This window comes from Ruegeria sp. CG4, from assembly GCF_056537185.1.
This window is the reverse complement of sequence record NZ_JBQFRB010000005.1, coordinates 43,575-57,541: the sequence shown is the minus strand read 5'-3', so window position 1 is coordinate 57,541 and position 13,967 is coordinate 43,575. Positions and strand designations below refer to the sequence as shown.

Here is a 13,967-nt window from a genome sequence, read left to right as displayed (position 1 = left end):
CGTCACACAATATGATCAAATTCTACGCTGTCAATCGAATCACTTCACATTATGCGTCAGTCAGCGTGTCAGCCATCAGTGCCATGCCTTGCTCGATGTCCTGCGCGGCCGCCTTTCCGGCACTTTCCGCATCCCCACGGCGAAGCGCGCCAATAATGTCTTTGTGCCGGTCGGGCAGGCTCTGTGTACCGAAACGACCACAGACAACCCGCAGGGACGGGCCGAATCGCAACCACAAACGCTCGGCCAGATCGCTGAGAATCGGGGCGTCCGCATGGGAATAAAGCGTCTCGTGAAATTCATGGTTCAGACGCAGGTAACCACTGACATCACCATCCGCGATGGTGCGGTCCAGCCGCTGGTCGATCTCTTCCAGCCGATCAATGTCCGCAGGGCTAATACGCGCCGCAGCACGGCGGGAAAGCTCTGATTCTATTGATATTCTGGCGAATATCACCTGCTCGACATCCTCGTTCGACAAGAGAGGCACACTGACACGGCGGTTGCCCTGAAACACCAGCGCGCCGTCTGAGATCAGCCGGCGGATTGCCTCGCGCACCGGGGTCATGCCGACACCGAGAGATTCGGTCAGACCCTGGATCGTCACGGGTTGACCGGGGACCAGTTCACCGAACAGGATCTGCGACTTCAGCCTGTGGTAGACCTGCGCATGTGCCGGGCTTTTTTCATTGTCCGCTAAAGTTCCGGATGGCTTATTTTTGATCAAATCCAATTGCTTCACCCTGTTTTTCTGGACCTGAACCAGCAGCTTTTGGTTCGGGGTGAACCTTAGTCGGTCTTGCAAGAAAACACAAAACTTGATCAAATCTCAAAAAAAGTGAAAATACGCGTGAATAAGCAGGGAGAAGAAAATGAACATCAAAACGCTGACACTGACAGCGGTGGTCGCACTGGGGACTTCGGCAGCATTTGCCGAAGAGGTGCGTGTCTACAACTGGTCAGACTATATCGACGAAGAACTGTTGAATAAGTTCGAGGAAGAAACGGGCCTGACCCTGATCTATGACGTGTTCGACAGCAACGAGGTTCTGGAAACCAAAATGTTGGCGGGCGGCTCGGGCTATGACGTGGTGGTGCCATCCGGCACATTCCTTCAACGTCAAATCCAGGCCGGTGCGTTCCAGAAGCTGGATACTTCAAAGCTGTCCAACGCGGGCAACCTTTGGGATGTCATTCAGAACCGTACCGCAGGGTATGACCCGGACAATGCCTATTCGATCAACTATATGTGGGGCACCACAGGTATCGGCGTGAATGTCGGCAAGGTCAAAGAAGTGCTGGGCGAGGACGTTGCCCTGAACAGTATGGATCTGGTTCTCAAGCCGGAGAACATGGAGAAGCTGGCCTCATGCGGCGTGCACTTCCTGGATGCACCTGCCGAAATCATCCCGATGGCGCTGCAGTATATCGGTGAGGACCCGGACAGCCACGACAAGGATGTAATCGGCAAGACCGAGGAAGTTCTGATGGGTGTACGTCCGTATATTCAGAAATTCCACAGCTCCGAGTACATCAACGCGCTGGCAAACGGTGACATCTGTGTGGCCGTTGGATGGTCCGGCGACATCCTGCAGGCGCGGGATCGCGCGGCCGAGGCCGAAAACGGTGTGGAAATCGAATACCACCCGTTTGCCGAAGGTTCGCTGATGTGGTTCGACCAGATGGCGGTTCCTGCGGATGCTCCGAACCCGGAAGGCGCGCACAAGTTCCTGAACTTCATTCTGGATGCCAACAACATGGCCGCCGCCTCGAACTATGTCTACTACGCCAACGGCAACAAGGCGTCGCAGGAGTTCCTCGAGGAAGACGTGATCGGTGATCCGGCGATCTATCCGGATGAGGCGACCATGCAGAACCTGTACATCACGACACCCTATCCGTCGAAGACCCAGCGGGTTGTGACTCGTCTTTGGACCAAGATCAAATCGGGCACCTGACCGATTTATCGGCGCAGGGCGGCCTTGGCTGCCCTGCGCCTGTTTCCAGTCCGGCAACACGGGGGCCACAGTGACTTCTGACGTCTTTGCGCCATGGGATGACCCACAGGCGAAACCGCTGATCCAGTTTCAGAACGTGACCAAACGTTTTGGGGCCTTTACCGCCATCGACAATTTGTCTCTGGATATCTTCGAGAAGGAGTTCTTTGCTCTGCTCGGGCCGTCCGGGTGTGGCAAGACCACCATGATGCGGATGCTGGCTGGGTTCGAAACCCCGACCGAAGGGCACATCATGCTTGGCGGTCAGGACATCGATCCGATCCCGCCCAACAAAAGGGCGGTAAACATGATGTTCCAGTCCTATGCCCTGTTTCCTCACCTGAGCATCTGGGACAACATCGCCTTTGGCCTGCGTCGGGACAACATGCCAAAGCGTGATCTAGAAAACCGGGTCGAAGAAATGTTGCGTCTGACCCGGCTGGAGCAGTTTGCCCGCCGCAAGCCGCATCAGATCTCGGGTGGTCAGCGGCAGCGGGTCGCGCTTGCACGCTCGCTGGCAAAAGCGCCCAAACTGTTGCTGCTGGACGAGCCGTTGGGCGCGCTGGACAAGAAACTGCGGCAGGACACGCAGTTCGAACTGATGGATATTCAGGAAAAGACGGGCACCACTTTCGTAATCGTGACACACGACCAGGAAGAAGCCATGACCGTCGCCAGCCGCGTCGCCGTCATGGATCAGGGGCAGCTCAAGCAGGTGGCCACCCCCGACCGGATATACGAGACGCCAAACTCGGTCTACGTGGCAGACTTCATCGGGGATGTGAACATCATCGAGGGCCGGGCGACCGCAAATGGCGAAGAGACGTACAAGATCGACTGGGCCGAAGGGCAGGCACCGCTGACGGCACAGTCAAGAAGCGGATTTTCAAACGGTCAGACCTGTCATCTGGCGATCCGCCCCGAAAAAGTGACAATTTCGGCCGAACGCCCCGCCGACGCGATCAACGCGGTGCAGGGCAAGGTGCATGACATTGCCTATCTGGGCAATCTGTCCACCTATCACGTGGAACTGCCGAACGGCACGATCATCAAGGCGCAAACGGCCAATACGCGCCGCATCTCGCGCCGATCCTTCACATGGGAAGACCCGGTCTGGCTGTCCTGGACAGCGACCGCCGCGGTTCTGCTGGATCGCTGATGCGCCGGGCCCTGCTGATCGCACTTCCCTATGTCTGGCTGCTGGCGCTGTTCATGGTGCCATTCTTCATTGTCCTGAAGATTTCGCTGTCGGACACAGCCCTTGCCATCCCGCCCTATACGCCGACGCTGGACCTGTCCGAAGGGTGGGCCGGCATCAAGGCCTTCTTCAGTGAACTGGATCTGGAGAATTTCGTCTGGCTGACCGAGGATGACCTTTACTGGAAGGCTTACCTGTCCAGCGTCAAAATCGCCCTGATCTCGACCGTTCTGACGCTGATCGTAGGCTACCCCATTGCCTACGGCATGGCCCGCGCGCCCGAGGAATGGCGCCCGACGCTGATGATGCTGGTGATCCTGCCGTTCTGGACCTCGTTCCTGATCCGGGTCTACGCCTGGATGGGCATCCTGAGCAACGAAGGCTATCTGAACCAGTTTCTGCTGTGGACCGGGATCATTTCGACCCCGCTGACCATCCTGAACACCAACACGGCGGTCTATATCGGCATCGTCTATACCTATCTGCCCTTCATGATCCTGCCGGTCTATTCGGCGCTGGAACGGATGGACGGATCGCTGATCGAAGCCGCCGAAGATCTGGGATGTTCACGTCTGCAGGCGTTCTGGCTGGTGACAATCCCGCTGTCGCGGCCCGGCATCATCGCCGGATGCTTCCTTGTGATGATCCCCGTGATTGGTGAGTTCGTGATCCCGTCGCTTCTGGGCGGATCCGGGACACTGATGATCGGCAAGGTGTTGTGGGAAGAGTTCTTCTCGAACCGCGACTGGCCTGTGGCAAGCGCCGTGGCGGTGGTTCTGCTGCTGATCCTGATCATTCCGATCGTGCTGTTCCAGCGCAATCAGCAGAAACAGACGGAGGCCGAGAAATGAACAGGCTAAGCTGGTTCAACGCGGTTTCCCTGACACTGGGCTTCGCTTTCCTTTACATTCCGATGATCATCCTGATCATCTTCAGCTTCAACGAAAGCAAACTGGTCACGGTCTGGGCCGGGTTCTCGACCAAATGGTATGGGGAACTGGTCCAGAACGAAGCATTTCTGGATGCCGCCTGGGTCACGATCCGGGTTGCGGTGTTCTCATCAACGCTGGCCACCATTCTGGGCACGGCGGCGGCTTATGTGCTGGTGCGCGGCGGGCGGTTCTTTGGCCGTACGCTGTTTTCCGGCATGATCTACGCGCCGCTGGTCATGCCCGAAGTGATTACCGGCCTGTCCCTGCTGCTGCTGTTCATCGGCATCGGTCTGGACCGGGGCATCCTGACCATCGTTCTGGCCCACACAACCTTTTCGATGTGCTTCGTTTCGGTCGTGGTCTCCTCGCGGCTGGTGACGTTCGATCAGTCTCTGGAAGAGGCGGCGCTTGATCTGGGATGCTCTCCGGCGCAGGCGTTCCGGCTGGTCACGTTGCCGATCATCGCGCCTGCGGTGATCTCCGGCTGGCTGCTGGCTTTCACCCTGTCACTGGACGATCTGGTGATTGCATCCTTCACCTCGGGGCCGTCGGCCACGACCTTGCCGATCAAGATATTCTCGGCCGTCAGGCTGGGCGTCAGCCCTGAGATCAATGCGCTGTCCACGCTCATGATTGCGGCGGTGACGGTCGGGGTAATCACCGCGTCACTGGTGACAAAGCGGGCCATGGTACGGCAACGTCAGGACGAGACGGCGGCGGCGCGCACTGAATGAAGCGCCTGTTTCCTGATTATACCTACGGCCCCGCCCCCCGGCAGGGGTGCTGGTGGGACGAAACCATCGCAGCACCGGATTGGCCCACGTTTCCTGGCGGGTCGCAGGTTGACGTCGCCATCATCGGGGGCGGCTTCACAGGCGTTTCCGCCGCCTTGCACCTGGCCCGGAATGGAGTTTCGGTCGCCGTGCTCGAAGCGGCAACGCCCGGTTGGGGCGCCTCGGGGCGCAATGGCGGGTTCTGCTGTCTGGGGGGATCGAAACTGAGCCACACCGGATTGGCCCGCCGTTTCGGGGAACCCGCAGCCGAGCGTTATGAACAGGCCGAACAGGACGCCGTGGCGCTTGTTGCCGACCTGCTCTCGGCCCACGGCATTGAGGCCGATACCCATTCGGGCGGCGAGACACAGCTTGCCCATTCAAAACGCGCGATGGATGCACTGCGCAAAAAGGCGGACGCGTCCGGTGTCTTGCACGAGCGGGAAGAATTGTTGCACTTGGGGTTCGGCGGTCCGTTTTACGGCGGTTACACAACTCCCGTTGGTTTTGCCCTGAATCCCCGGAAATACCTGTTCGGTCTGGCGGCCGCCGCCGGATCGTCCGGTGCACAGTTCTTTCAGTCCAGTCCGGTTTCAAACATAGAAAAGACCCGCAGTGGCTTCGAACTCAAAACACCGAACGGCAACTTGCGTGCGGATTACGTGCTGGTCTGCACCAACGGATATTCCAGTGAAAATATCCCGCCCTGGATGGCGGGCCGCTACATGCCCGCCCAGTCGACGGTTCTGGTCACCCGGCCCATGTCCGAAGCCGAATTGCAGGCGCAGGGCTGGACCACGGATCAGATGTCATACGATAGCCGGAACCTGTTGCACTATTTCCGGCTGATGCCCGACCGGCGGTTTCTGTTCGGTATGCGCGGCGGGTTGCTGTCCTCGACCCGCGCCGAGGCGGCCATTCGCCGGAAAGTGGAACAGGATTTCAGGCGCATGTTCCCGGGCTGGGCCGATGTGGACGTAACGCACACATGGTCCGGAATGGTGTGCCTGGCCCGCGATCTGGTTCCATTTGTCGGGGCTGTTCCCGGGCAGACCGGGATGTTCGCCGGCTTTGCCTACCATGGCAACGGGGTCGCCATGGGGACCTATAGCGGCCGCGCCTTGGCCCGGCTTGTCCTGGGACAGCCTGACGATCTTCCGCCACCAATGACCCGCTTGCCGCGTCGTTTCCCACTAGGGCCCTGGCGGCGTGCCCTGATGCCCCCCGCCTATGCGCTGCTCGCGCTGGACGATCTCTGAGCACGGATCAAAGCGCGGCCAGTTCCAGTTCGAACCCTTTTGCGTAATCCGGTGCGCCATTTTCCTTGCGCCACAGGCAATAGGCCGCCATGCGCCACGTGTACCAGCGGCGCAGGCTCCGGTACCGGTCCGTAACCGCTGCGTTTCGGTAGGCTGACAGGAACCGGTCTTCTTCATCCCGCGTCAAAGCTGCTCCGCGATACAGAACCTGCATTGCGGGCGACAGAAACAGGGCAAGGTCTTCGCACGGATCCCCCAAAGCCGGGCATTGCCAGTCGATCAGGGTCAAGCCCGATGATGCAACAAGGATATTGCCCGGAACCGGGTCCCCGTGGATCAGGCAGCGATGGGGCAAAGCAGCGACTTGCCCGACCGGCTTCAAACCCTCAAGCCGGGACCGGTCTGCGGACGTGCAGGCTTCAAGGATTTGCTGGCCATGACGGGCCAGATCGGCGCTGCCGTTGCAACCATCCGGGGCCTCGACCGCCGGAGGCAGGGAATGCAGCCTGTTCAGCAGCGACGCGACCTCTTCCGGCCCGGATTGCCAGGGCGATCCGGGGGCGTGGTCATAAAAAACCCATCGATCCGTTCCGTACAGCCCCGAACCACGCAGGCGCGGTACGAACCCGGTATGCGCCAGCGCTTGCAGACAACCAGCTTCCAGACCCGCGTCATTGCGGAACAGGGGGTTTCGCAGTGCCGTGCGGTATAGTTTTAGCACCCTGTCGTACTCCTCGCCCAGCACCTTCCACACCTGATTGGTGCGCCCGCCATAAAGCGTCTCAAACTGTGCATCGGTCGCGATCAGCTTCTGACGGCAGAGGTGATCGACAAGGTCGGTCGGAGGAAGAAGCGGACGGGACAGGGGCTTTACCGGGATTAATAACGAGTCGGGCTTTGCCAACCTTTGGCCTGTACGGCCCGGCAGATCAAGCGCCGGTTCGGATACCGGTGACATCGCCGGCGGGAACCGCCGCACCGCTTTCCAGAATCAAAAGAACCGTTCCTTCCGCGACCTGAGCCTCGACAACGCGCGTGTAGGCCGAGGCCAGCTTGTGCGATATCAACTCGCCGCTTTTGTAGCTTTCCAGTGTAGCGGAATAGCTGCCCGACGGCAGAGGATTGCCGGACGGATCCACCCCGGCCCAGTCCAGTTCGGGTTCGGTGACGGGCAGAGTTTTCCGCTGCAGAACAGCGCCTTCGGCATTCTGGATGACCAGCACGGTTTGGTCTGCATCCGGCTCCGGTTCGACAAACAGGGTGACAGGCTGGCCATCAAACTGAAACGCCGAAGCAGACCGGACGTCCATTCCGATCCAGTTGGCAAGTTGCTCGGGATTGGCTCCCGTCATCGCCATGGCAAGGCTGGTCAGCAAATCATTGGTCTGGACCTGTTGCTCAACCATTGAAAACTGCGCCAGCTGGGATGCGTATTCGGACGAATCCAGGGGTTCCAAAGGATCCTGATTGCGGGCCTGTGCTGTCAACATCAAAAGGAAGGTTTCAAAATCCGATGTCAGGGCAGATGCCCGGGATTGGGCCGCAGTAGGCGGCTGAGCAGTGAACTGCGTGACGGATTGGGCCGGTGTGATCATGTGTCAAAGCCTTATGTCGATGCCCCTTGAGGGGCCGAATTTTTTACTAGACGAATCAAGGATTTGGTCGGCCTCGGCCAAACCGGTGTCCGCGCTTGCAGGGCGATGGGCGTCCGACCCGCCGTGTCCGGTATCGGGTGATGTGCCGAACTCGAAGGACAGCCCCCCAAAACCGAGTTTCTGAAACTCGCTTTCCAGAATCGAGATATGCCGGCGCATCAGGTCCAGCGTTTCCGGACGCTCAGCAGCGATGCTCATGTGCAACCCGTCCTCGCGCCCGTTCAACACGATCGAGACCCGCCCCAGCTCTTCCGGGTTCAGGGCGACCTCAACGGCTCCGGTGCCGGGCCTTGACGAGATGACGGCGGCCATCTGCCCTGCGACGGCACGCGCGATATCTGCGCGGGACGTGGGCGGCGGACTGCTCATAAGTGATGCTTCGCGCGTCGCGACAGGTGAACGGGTGTCACCCGGCGATTGTGAAATGTCGAGTTCCTGAACCGCTGACTGCTCGGTCTTGGGATCCGATTTAGCTGACGCGAGCAATTGCATCTGAGCAAAGCCCGGTGCAGCTGCCGCGCCGGTGGTGCGGGCGGGTGCGGGCCTGAATTCTGAAGCGACCGAACTATCCCCCAGAGGTATCTCCGCAAGGTTGGCACTGACCCCCTGCTGTTTCGGTTCAGACCCGGTGGCGGCGCTCAGCACCAAGTGCTTGTCTATCAGGGAAGACATAGCCGCTTGGACCGGCGCAGCTTCAGGGTTTGCGGGCATGGGAGAGTATGACGGTTTGCGCCCGACCTGATCAGCCATTTCCACCCTCTGCACGGGGTGACTCAAAGCCTGAGCGGTTTCCGCCCGAGGTTCTAGTGATGCGTTGAAGTCTGTCCCCCCGTCCGGCGGCACGGAAATCTCCGTCCAGTCATCCGGTCCCCCACCGACTTCTGGAGCGTCGGCCGCCAGCACATCCGGCGGTGCCGGGTGAGCGGGCTGTTCTGGCGCCGCTTGCGGTTCGGCTTTTTCCCTCAGCAATTGATCTTCGAGCTCTGGCACCGCGTCCGTCACCTCAGGGGCTTCGGGATCAGCGCCCGTCTCGGTCGCGTCAATCTCCGCTGCCAGAATGTCCTGGAAGGTCGCCTCCTTTTTGACGTCACCACGCGGGTGCGGGTTCGCGTCCGCTTTGGCGGGCACAGGTTTTGACGGGGCGGACATGAGAATCGGGTTGGGCATTTTGCTCCGGGGCTCCGTTTGCGTATCCGGAAACCTGCCTTGCGGAAGTTACGTTTATTTTAACCGCTTTCCCTTTTGATCAGGAAAGTTCGATCCAATTTTCGGAGAAAGCCATGAAGATCGCCGCCCCTTCCGCCTCACCTCAGCCGTCTTCGCCTCTGACCAGGTTGCAGGCCGCCGCGATCGAGCTCGAGGCCACGTTTCTGGCCGAGATGCTGAAATCCGCCGGGTTGGGCGATACGCGCAAGGCCTTTGGTGGCGGCACAGGAGAAGATCAGTTTTCGACCTTTCTGGTCCAGCATCAGGCAAAGCAACTGGCCCTGTCGGGCGGTGTGGGCCTGTCCGAGATCCTGTTGAAAGCCATGATGGAGAACACCGATGCCGACTGAACGAAACGCTGACCTGCTGAAGTCACTGGAAAGCATCCTGGAGCTTGAGCGCATCGCGCTCACCGAAGGTGATCTGGATCGTGTGGCTTATCTGGAGCCCGAGAAGGAAAAACTGATTAACGCGATCAATGACCTGCAGGTTTTTCGCCGGGATGAACTGATGCGGGTTCAAGGCAAGGTTTCGCGGAATCAGGATCTGCTGAAAAGCGCCGCCGAAGGTATCCGGTCGGTGGCTGACCGCATCGCCGAGCTGCGCCGTGTTCAGCAAGAGTTCAGCACCTATGGGGCAGACGGGCAACGCAGCGGCTTTTCCGTTCGGCGCAGTGCAAAGCTGGAAAAACGGGCATAGCCGCAGGTTTGATTCAAATCGGAATTTTAGCGGCATTTCGCTTTAGCACTCCGTTAGGGGATCGGCACCAATAGTGAGCCTGCATCTGGAAACAGCAGGTGGCGCGAACGACCGAACGGCGCATCGCATCCGTCAGAAAGACATCAAAGCCCGCCCTATTTGGCGGGACAGCATGGGCTCGAAGTGCCCGAACAGAGAAGGATGAATGACATGTCCAGTATTCTGACAAACAACGGCGCAATGGTGGCGCTGCAAACCTTGAAGTCGGTCAACAAGAACCTGGCGCAGACCCAGAACGCGATCTCGACAGGCAAAGACGTTGCGACTGCCAAGGACAACTCTGCCGTCTGGGCAATTTCCAAGGTGATGGAGTCGGACGTCAAGGGGTTCAACGCCATCAAGGACAGCCTCGCACTGGGTGAATCGACGGTCGCCGTGGCGCGCAATGCGTCCGAGACGGTGACGGATCTGCTGACCCAAATGAAGGCCAAGATCGTTGCGGCGCAGGAAGACAACGTTGATCGCAGCAAGATCAATGACGACGTGACCGCATTGAAGGACCAGATCGCGTCCGTGGTCAGCGCGGCCCAGTTCAACGGCCTGAATCTGGTGGACGGATCTGCCGGGTCGGCGTCAATCCTGGCCTCTTTGGACCGCGACAATACCGGCGCGGTAACGGCGTCGTCCATCACGGTTGCCGGCCAGAACCTTTCGACGGGCGGCTATGTGGCGGCGCAGGTGTTCGATGGCTCGACGGGCGCGTCGACCGGCAACGACCGCGTGGGGGCCACGATTGACAATGGCGCCACGTCCGCCACCGCCCTGGTGACGGATGAATCCAGCGGTGCCTTCGCCGCCGGTGACAAGGTTGTCGTCGCGATTGACGATCAGATTGTATCCTACACGGTGTCGGCAGCGGATGCCGCTGCGACCACTACCGGCGATCTGGTCGCCGTAGGCCTGAAAGCAAAGATTGAGGAATTGGGCATTACCGGCCTGACCGTCGATTACGATTCAGGCACTGCGGGGACACTGTCCGTGACCAATGGCACCGGCGAGGATATCTCGTTCTCGGCCCAGTACGTGAACGCCGGATCCGGCGGCCTGGGCGCACTGGCGGGGATCGATGTCTCCACCGGAGCAGGAGCGACCGCCGCCCTGGCAGCAGTCGAATCGCTGATCGACACTTCGATTGACGCATCTGCGGCATTTGGCTCATCGCAGGGTCGAATCGAAACCCAAAAAGCGTTCATTTCGAACCTTGCGGACTCGTTCAAATCGGGGATCGGCTCGCTGGTCGACGCCGACATGGAAGAGACCTCGGCGCGCCTGCAGGCGCTACAGGTACAGCAGCAGTTGGCCACCCAGTCGCTTTCGATCGCCAACCAGGCACCGCAGTCGATCCTGTCGCTGTTCCGGTAATATCCAAACCTTGTCGGGGCGGGCGCGATCCGCCCCGGCAATGACAGCCTGAAGACGACCTGCTGGAAGGATTTCATGTGACCCCTCTCACTCTAGCCCAACGCGCTTATGCTCAAACCGCTGCGCCGACACGAACGCCGCGCGACACGGAATACGAGGCGATTTCCAAGATCACTCACAGGCTGAAGGCCGCATCCGCGCGCCGAAATTCGGATTATGGCGGGTTTGTTCATGCGCTGCACGAAAACCGGCGGTTGTGGTCGGTGCTTGCCAGCGGTGTTTCAGACTCCGAGAACGCGTTGCCCGCCGAACTGCGTGCCCGGATATTCTATCTGGCCGAGTTCACGGAACAGCACAGCAGCAAAGTGCTAAGCAACGACGCAATGGTGGACCCTTTGCTTGAGATCAACATGGCCGTCCTGCGCGGTCTTCGCCAAAACGGAGACCCAAGATGAGCGGGCTGGTTCTGAAGCTTGCCCCAAAGGAACGGGTGCTGATCAACGGGGTGGTGATCGAAAACGGAGACCGGCGCAGCCGGTTCTCGATCATGACGCCGGAGGCAAATGTATTGCGGTTGCGGGATGCCATTCATCCGGACGAGGTCAATACACCTGTCCGACGGGTGTGCTACGCGGCTCAGCTTGTTTTGTCCGGAGATATGGATCCGGATCAGGCCCGCCAACAATTGCTGCGCCGGGTCGAGGAGTTGAGCCAGGTGTTCACCGACGCCGACAGCCGACGGGTTCTGGCCGAGGCAACGCAGGCCCTAGTCGCCGGACAGCACTATAAATGCCTGAAAGCGCTCAGATCCCTGCTGCCGCGGGAAGCGCGGCTGATGGCGTATCAGTGATGAGCTTTCAGCCGGTCATACCATCGGGCGGACTGGTCGGTTGGCGCTTCCTGCAGCGTACCTATGACGCGCAGTTGCAAAGCTTCGGCACGTCCAACGTCAATGACCGCGAGGCCCGGTATTTTCTGGACAACATCGGCAAAGTGAAAGCGGCAGAGGATCTGGTGTCTGACCGCCGCCTGTTACAGGTTGCGCTGGGGGCGTTTGGGCTGGAGAACGACCTGAACAATCGGTTTTTCATTCAGAAGATCCTGTCAGACGGCACTCGGGCCGATGATGCGCTGTCCAATCGTTTGTCCGACAAAAGGTATCGCGCGTTCTCCGAAGCCTTTGGCCTGGGGCCAGGAGAAATCAGAAAAACCGGCCTAATCGCGAAGATGGAAGAAATAGCACGCAACAACGTGGTGTCCCGGTTCGAGATTGCGGTGGGCGAAAGCGACGAAACGTTGCGAATCTCGCTTTATGCGCAGCACGCGCTGGCCGATCTGGCAGCAAGCGGCGGGAGCGCGGACACAATGTGGTTTGATCTGATGAGCCTGCCGCCCCTGCGCAAGATGATGGAAACGGCGCTGGGCCTGCCAGCAAGTTTCGCACAGCTTGATATCGACAAACAGCTTGAGGTTTTCAAAGACAAGTTGTCCCGCCTGACCGGTTCCGACGATCTGTCTCAATTCTCAGATCCGGATGCCGTTGGCCTTTTGACCGACAAGTATCTGGCCCGCAGTCAAATCGCACAAATACAAAGTTCAATTTCTCCGGCGCAAACAGCTTTGGTCCTGTTGGGGGGCGGTTTCTGACGGGATAGCGAGCAGAACTCGAGACCTCACAACCCTAAGATGCCTTCTGAGAGAATGTGTTACGAATTCTTGTCGGCTTTTGACGGACATGCCTATGAAAGGCCGCGAACCGCCAGTCCGGACTTTTGCGCTTCAGCCAGATCCAAGCCGGAATTTGGTTGGTGTCACTCCAGTCTGGCCTCGAAAAAACCGCGTGAAATGGGACTTGTCCGAGTAACCCAGCAAGAGACCAATCTCTGCGATTGTCTTTTTGTCGTCCTTCAGGTGTTCCTTTGCTACATCGACGCGCAGCCGTTTGATTTCGCGCGGCAGCGTTGTGCGTTGTTGCTGAAGTGCCCTCAGAAACCGATCCGGCTGTATGCCAAGCAACCCGGCCACCACATCCGGCCCTAAATCCGTTTCATCCAGTTTGTCGCGCAAGACGGATCGCAATGCTGCCACCACGGTTACTTCTTCCTCTTGTCGCGCCGAGGCTTTGGGGGCGACAGAACCCCCTGAAACATTGTGCAAAAACAACCAATCGACGGGAAAACTCAGCTGCATTCCGGGGTCGGCCCCAAGGCCAACCTCGATCCCTTTATAATTAATCGGCAAGCCATTGATGTATCGGCTTTCCCATCGCACGACAGTTGGATCCCACGAGTTGCCAACAACGGTTTGCAGAAGCCTGACATAGATTGCGGCGCCGAAACCGGTGACTTGGATCGGTGGAACCGCGGGCTCTTGTTGCCGCTCGACCCGATAGGTCGCTTTGTCCGCATCCACGATCAGCCTGTGCCGAACCGAGCTGGATTCCCGCGGCACAAGCCGCACGAAATGGGCGAAAAACTCGAAAAGCGTCTTTGAGGATTGCTGCGCCTGCGCAAAAGGCGGCCAGCCTTGCAGATCGAAGGTTTCGCCGACATGAAGCCCGAGATACCGATCGCCCGCCAATTCCGAAAACGCATTCAGAAGTCCGAAAACCAGCTCGGAATGCACATAGACGGATGGATCGGACAACAATTCGGCCTTGAGGCCAACCTGATCCAGGGCCGGTCGCGGGTCGATTTTGCGGTTGGTGAGGTACCGTAGAAACGGCGCGGCCAATGCCAGCCGAATAAAGCCCTCGCTATGGTCCCCGGCGGTAGAATTGACAGGCACGATCGTCCCCTTCGGCTCAAGCGGCAAGTTTAGGCGAGT

At 59.2% G+C, this 13,967-nt stretch carries 16 protein-coding genes; 11 read left to right on the top strand and 5 right to left on the bottom strand.

Translation table 11 applies throughout. The features are described 5' to 3' along the window. Positions 1-49 precede the first annotated feature (49 nt). Positions 50-733 (bottom strand): GntR family transcriptional regulator, encoded by a 684-nt coding sequence (locus ACR0J2_RS14140; protein ID WP_480812960.1) that lies wholly within the window; start codon positions 731-733, stop codon positions 50-52. 139 nt (positions 734-872) lie between these two features. Between ACR0J2_RS14140 and ACR0J2_RS14135 the strand changes: the two genes are divergently transcribed. The 5 genes from ACR0J2_RS14135 (at position 873) to ACR0J2_RS14115 (ending at position 6,159) form a co-directional block, all read left to right on the top strand. Next, complete coding sequence (locus ACR0J2_RS14135; RefSeq protein WP_170679340.1) at positions 873-1,958, top strand: polyamine ABC transporter substrate-binding protein; 1,086 nt, start codon at positions 873-875, stop codon at positions 1,956-1,958. A 70-nt stretch (positions 1,959-2,028) separates the two neighbouring features. Next, positions 2,029-3,156: an ABC transporter ATP-binding protein gene (locus ACR0J2_RS14130; RefSeq protein WP_170614188.1), complete on the top strand. Its 1,128-nt coding sequence runs from the start codon at positions 2,029-2,031 to the stop codon at positions 3,154-3,156. Continuing rightward, positions 3,156-4,046 (top strand): ABC transporter permease subunit, encoded by an 891-nt coding sequence (locus tag ACR0J2_RS14125; RefSeq protein WP_170614187.1) that lies wholly within the window; start codon positions 3,156-3,158, stop codon positions 4,044-4,046. Before ACR0J2_RS14130 ends, ACR0J2_RS14125 begins: the two co-directional genes overlap by 1 nt. Continuing rightward, positions 4,043-4,861, top strand: a complete 819-nt coding sequence (locus ACR0J2_RS14120; protein ID WP_170614186.1) for an ABC transporter permease — start codon at positions 4,043-4,045, stop codon at positions 4,859-4,861. Before ACR0J2_RS14125 ends, ACR0J2_RS14120 begins: the two co-directional genes overlap by 4 nt. After that, positions 4,858-6,159: an NAD(P)/FAD-dependent oxidoreductase gene (locus ACR0J2_RS14115; protein WP_480812959.1), complete on the top strand. Its 1,302-nt coding sequence runs from the start codon at positions 4,858-4,860 to the stop codon at positions 6,157-6,159. The genes ACR0J2_RS14120 and ACR0J2_RS14115 overlap by 4 nt, the downstream gene beginning before the upstream one ends. Positions 6,160-6,166: 7 nt before the next feature. On the opposite strand, the gene ACR0J2_RS14110 is transcribed toward ACR0J2_RS14115, so the two are convergent. The 3 genes from ACR0J2_RS14110 to ACR0J2_RS14100 are packed head-to-tail and all read right to left on the bottom strand — an operon-like array spanning position 6,167 to position 8,963. Next, positions 6,167-7,117: a phosphotransferase family protein gene (locus ACR0J2_RS14110; RefSeq protein WP_480812958.1), complete on the bottom strand. Its 951-nt coding sequence runs from the start codon at positions 7,115-7,117 to the stop codon at positions 6,167-6,169. After that, complete coding sequence (locus ACR0J2_RS14105) at positions 7,089-7,754, bottom strand: flagellar hook capping FlgD N-terminal domain-containing protein (protein WP_480812957.1); 666 nt, start codon at positions 7,752-7,754, stop codon at positions 7,089-7,091. Before ACR0J2_RS14105 ends, ACR0J2_RS14110 begins: the two co-directional genes overlap by 29 nt. Before the next feature lie 3 nt (positions 7,755-7,757). Beyond that, on the bottom strand, positions 7,758-8,963 hold the full coding sequence (locus ACR0J2_RS14100) for a flagellar hook-length control protein FliK (protein ID WP_480812956.1): 1,206 nt from the start codon (positions 8,961-8,963) through the stop codon (positions 7,758-7,760). A gap of 131 nt (positions 8,964-9,094) precedes the next feature. Here ACR0J2_RS14100 and ACR0J2_RS14095 point away from each other — a divergent pair, with 131 nt between their 5' ends. The 6 genes from ACR0J2_RS14095 (at position 9,095) to ACR0J2_RS14070 (ending at position 12,788) form a co-directional block, all read left to right on the top strand. After that, on the top strand, positions 9,095-9,370 hold the full coding sequence (locus tag ACR0J2_RS14095; RefSeq protein ID WP_480812955.1) for a rod-binding protein: 276 nt from the start codon (positions 9,095-9,097) through the stop codon (positions 9,368-9,370). After that, positions 9,360-9,719, top strand: coding sequence for a flagellar biosynthesis protein FlgN (locus ACR0J2_RS14090; protein ID WP_170679329.1), 360 nt, complete (start codon positions 9,360-9,362; stop codon positions 9,717-9,719). Before ACR0J2_RS14095 ends, ACR0J2_RS14090 begins: the two co-directional genes overlap by 11 nt. A gap of 210 nt (positions 9,720-9,929) precedes the next feature. Continuing rightward, positions 9,930-11,141: a flagellin N-terminal helical domain-containing protein gene (locus ACR0J2_RS14085; protein WP_170807256.1), complete on the top strand. Its 1,212-nt coding sequence runs from the start codon at positions 9,930-9,932 to the stop codon at positions 11,139-11,141. A gap of 77 nt (positions 11,142-11,218) precedes the next feature. Continuing rightward, positions 11,219-11,596 (top strand): flagellar biosynthesis regulator FlaF, encoded by a 378-nt coding sequence (flaF, locus tag ACR0J2_RS14080; protein WP_170807255.1) that lies wholly within the window; start codon positions 11,219-11,221, stop codon positions 11,594-11,596. Further along, a complete protein-coding gene (flbT, locus tag ACR0J2_RS14075; protein ID WP_170614178.1) occupies positions 11,593-11,991 on the top strand; it encodes a flagellar biosynthesis repressor FlbT in 399 nt (132 codons plus the stop codon). Before flaF ends, flbT begins: the two co-directional genes overlap by 4 nt. Beyond that, positions 11,991-12,788, top strand: coding sequence for a DUF1217 domain-containing protein (locus ACR0J2_RS14070; RefSeq protein ID WP_480812954.1), 798 nt, complete (start codon positions 11,991-11,993; stop codon positions 12,786-12,788). Before flbT ends, ACR0J2_RS14070 begins: the two co-directional genes overlap by 1 nt. Positions 12,789-12,920: 132 nt before the next feature. Here ACR0J2_RS14070 and ACR0J2_RS14065 read toward each other — a convergent pair whose 3' ends face one another. Continuing rightward, positions 12,921-13,928 (bottom strand): helix-turn-helix domain-containing protein, encoded by a 1,008-nt coding sequence (locus tag ACR0J2_RS14065; protein ID WP_480812953.1) that lies wholly within the window; start codon positions 13,926-13,928, stop codon positions 12,921-12,923. Positions 13,929-13,967 lie beyond the last annotated feature (39 nt).

Bases quoted from the DNA above. Each gene is read 5' to 3' on its own strand.
- ACR0J2_RS14135 (WP_170679340.1), top strand. From the start codon at position 873: ATGAACATCAAAACGCTGACACTGACAGCGGTGGTCGCACTGGGGACT.
- ACR0J2_RS14125 (WP_170614187.1), top strand. From the start codon at position 3,156: ATGCGCCGGGCCCTGCTGATCGCACTTCCCTATGTCTGGCTGCTGGCG.
- ACR0J2_RS14120 (WP_170614186.1), top strand. From the start codon at position 4,043: ATGAACAGGCTAAGCTGGTTCAACGCGGTTTCCCTGACACTGGGCTTC.
- ACR0J2_RS14115 (WP_480812959.1), top strand. From the start codon at position 4,858: ATGAAGCGCCTGTTTCCTGATTATACCTACGGCCCCGCCCCCCGGCAG.
- ACR0J2_RS14110 (WP_480812958.1), bottom strand. From the start codon at position 7,117: ATGTCACCGGTATCCGAACCGGCGCTTGATCTGCCGGGCCGTACAGGC.
- ACR0J2_RS14105 (WP_480812957.1), bottom strand. From the start codon at position 7,754: ATGATCACACCGGCCCAATCCGTCACGCAGTTCACTGCTCAGCCGCCT.
- ACR0J2_RS14100 (WP_480812956.1), bottom strand. From the start codon at position 8,963: ATGTCCGCCCCGTCAAAACCTGTGCCCGCCAAAGCGGACGCGAACCCG.
- ACR0J2_RS14095 (WP_480812955.1), top strand. From the start codon at position 9,095: ATGAAGATCGCCGCCCCTTCCGCCTCACCTCAGCCGTCTTCGCCTCTG.
- ACR0J2_RS14090 (WP_170679329.1), top strand. From the start codon at position 9,360: ATGCCGACTGAACGAAACGCTGACCTGCTGAAGTCACTGGAAAGCATC.
- ACR0J2_RS14085 (WP_170807256.1), top strand. From the start codon at position 9,930: ATGTCCAGTATTCTGACAAACAACGGCGCAATGGTGGCGCTGCAAACC.
- flbT (WP_170614178.1), top strand. From the start codon at position 11,593: ATGAGCGGGCTGGTTCTGAAGCTTGCCCCAAAGGAACGGGTGCTGATC.
- ACR0J2_RS14070 (WP_480812954.1), top strand. From the start codon at position 11,991: ATGAGCTTTCAGCCGGTCATACCATCGGGCGGACTGGTCGGTTGGCGC.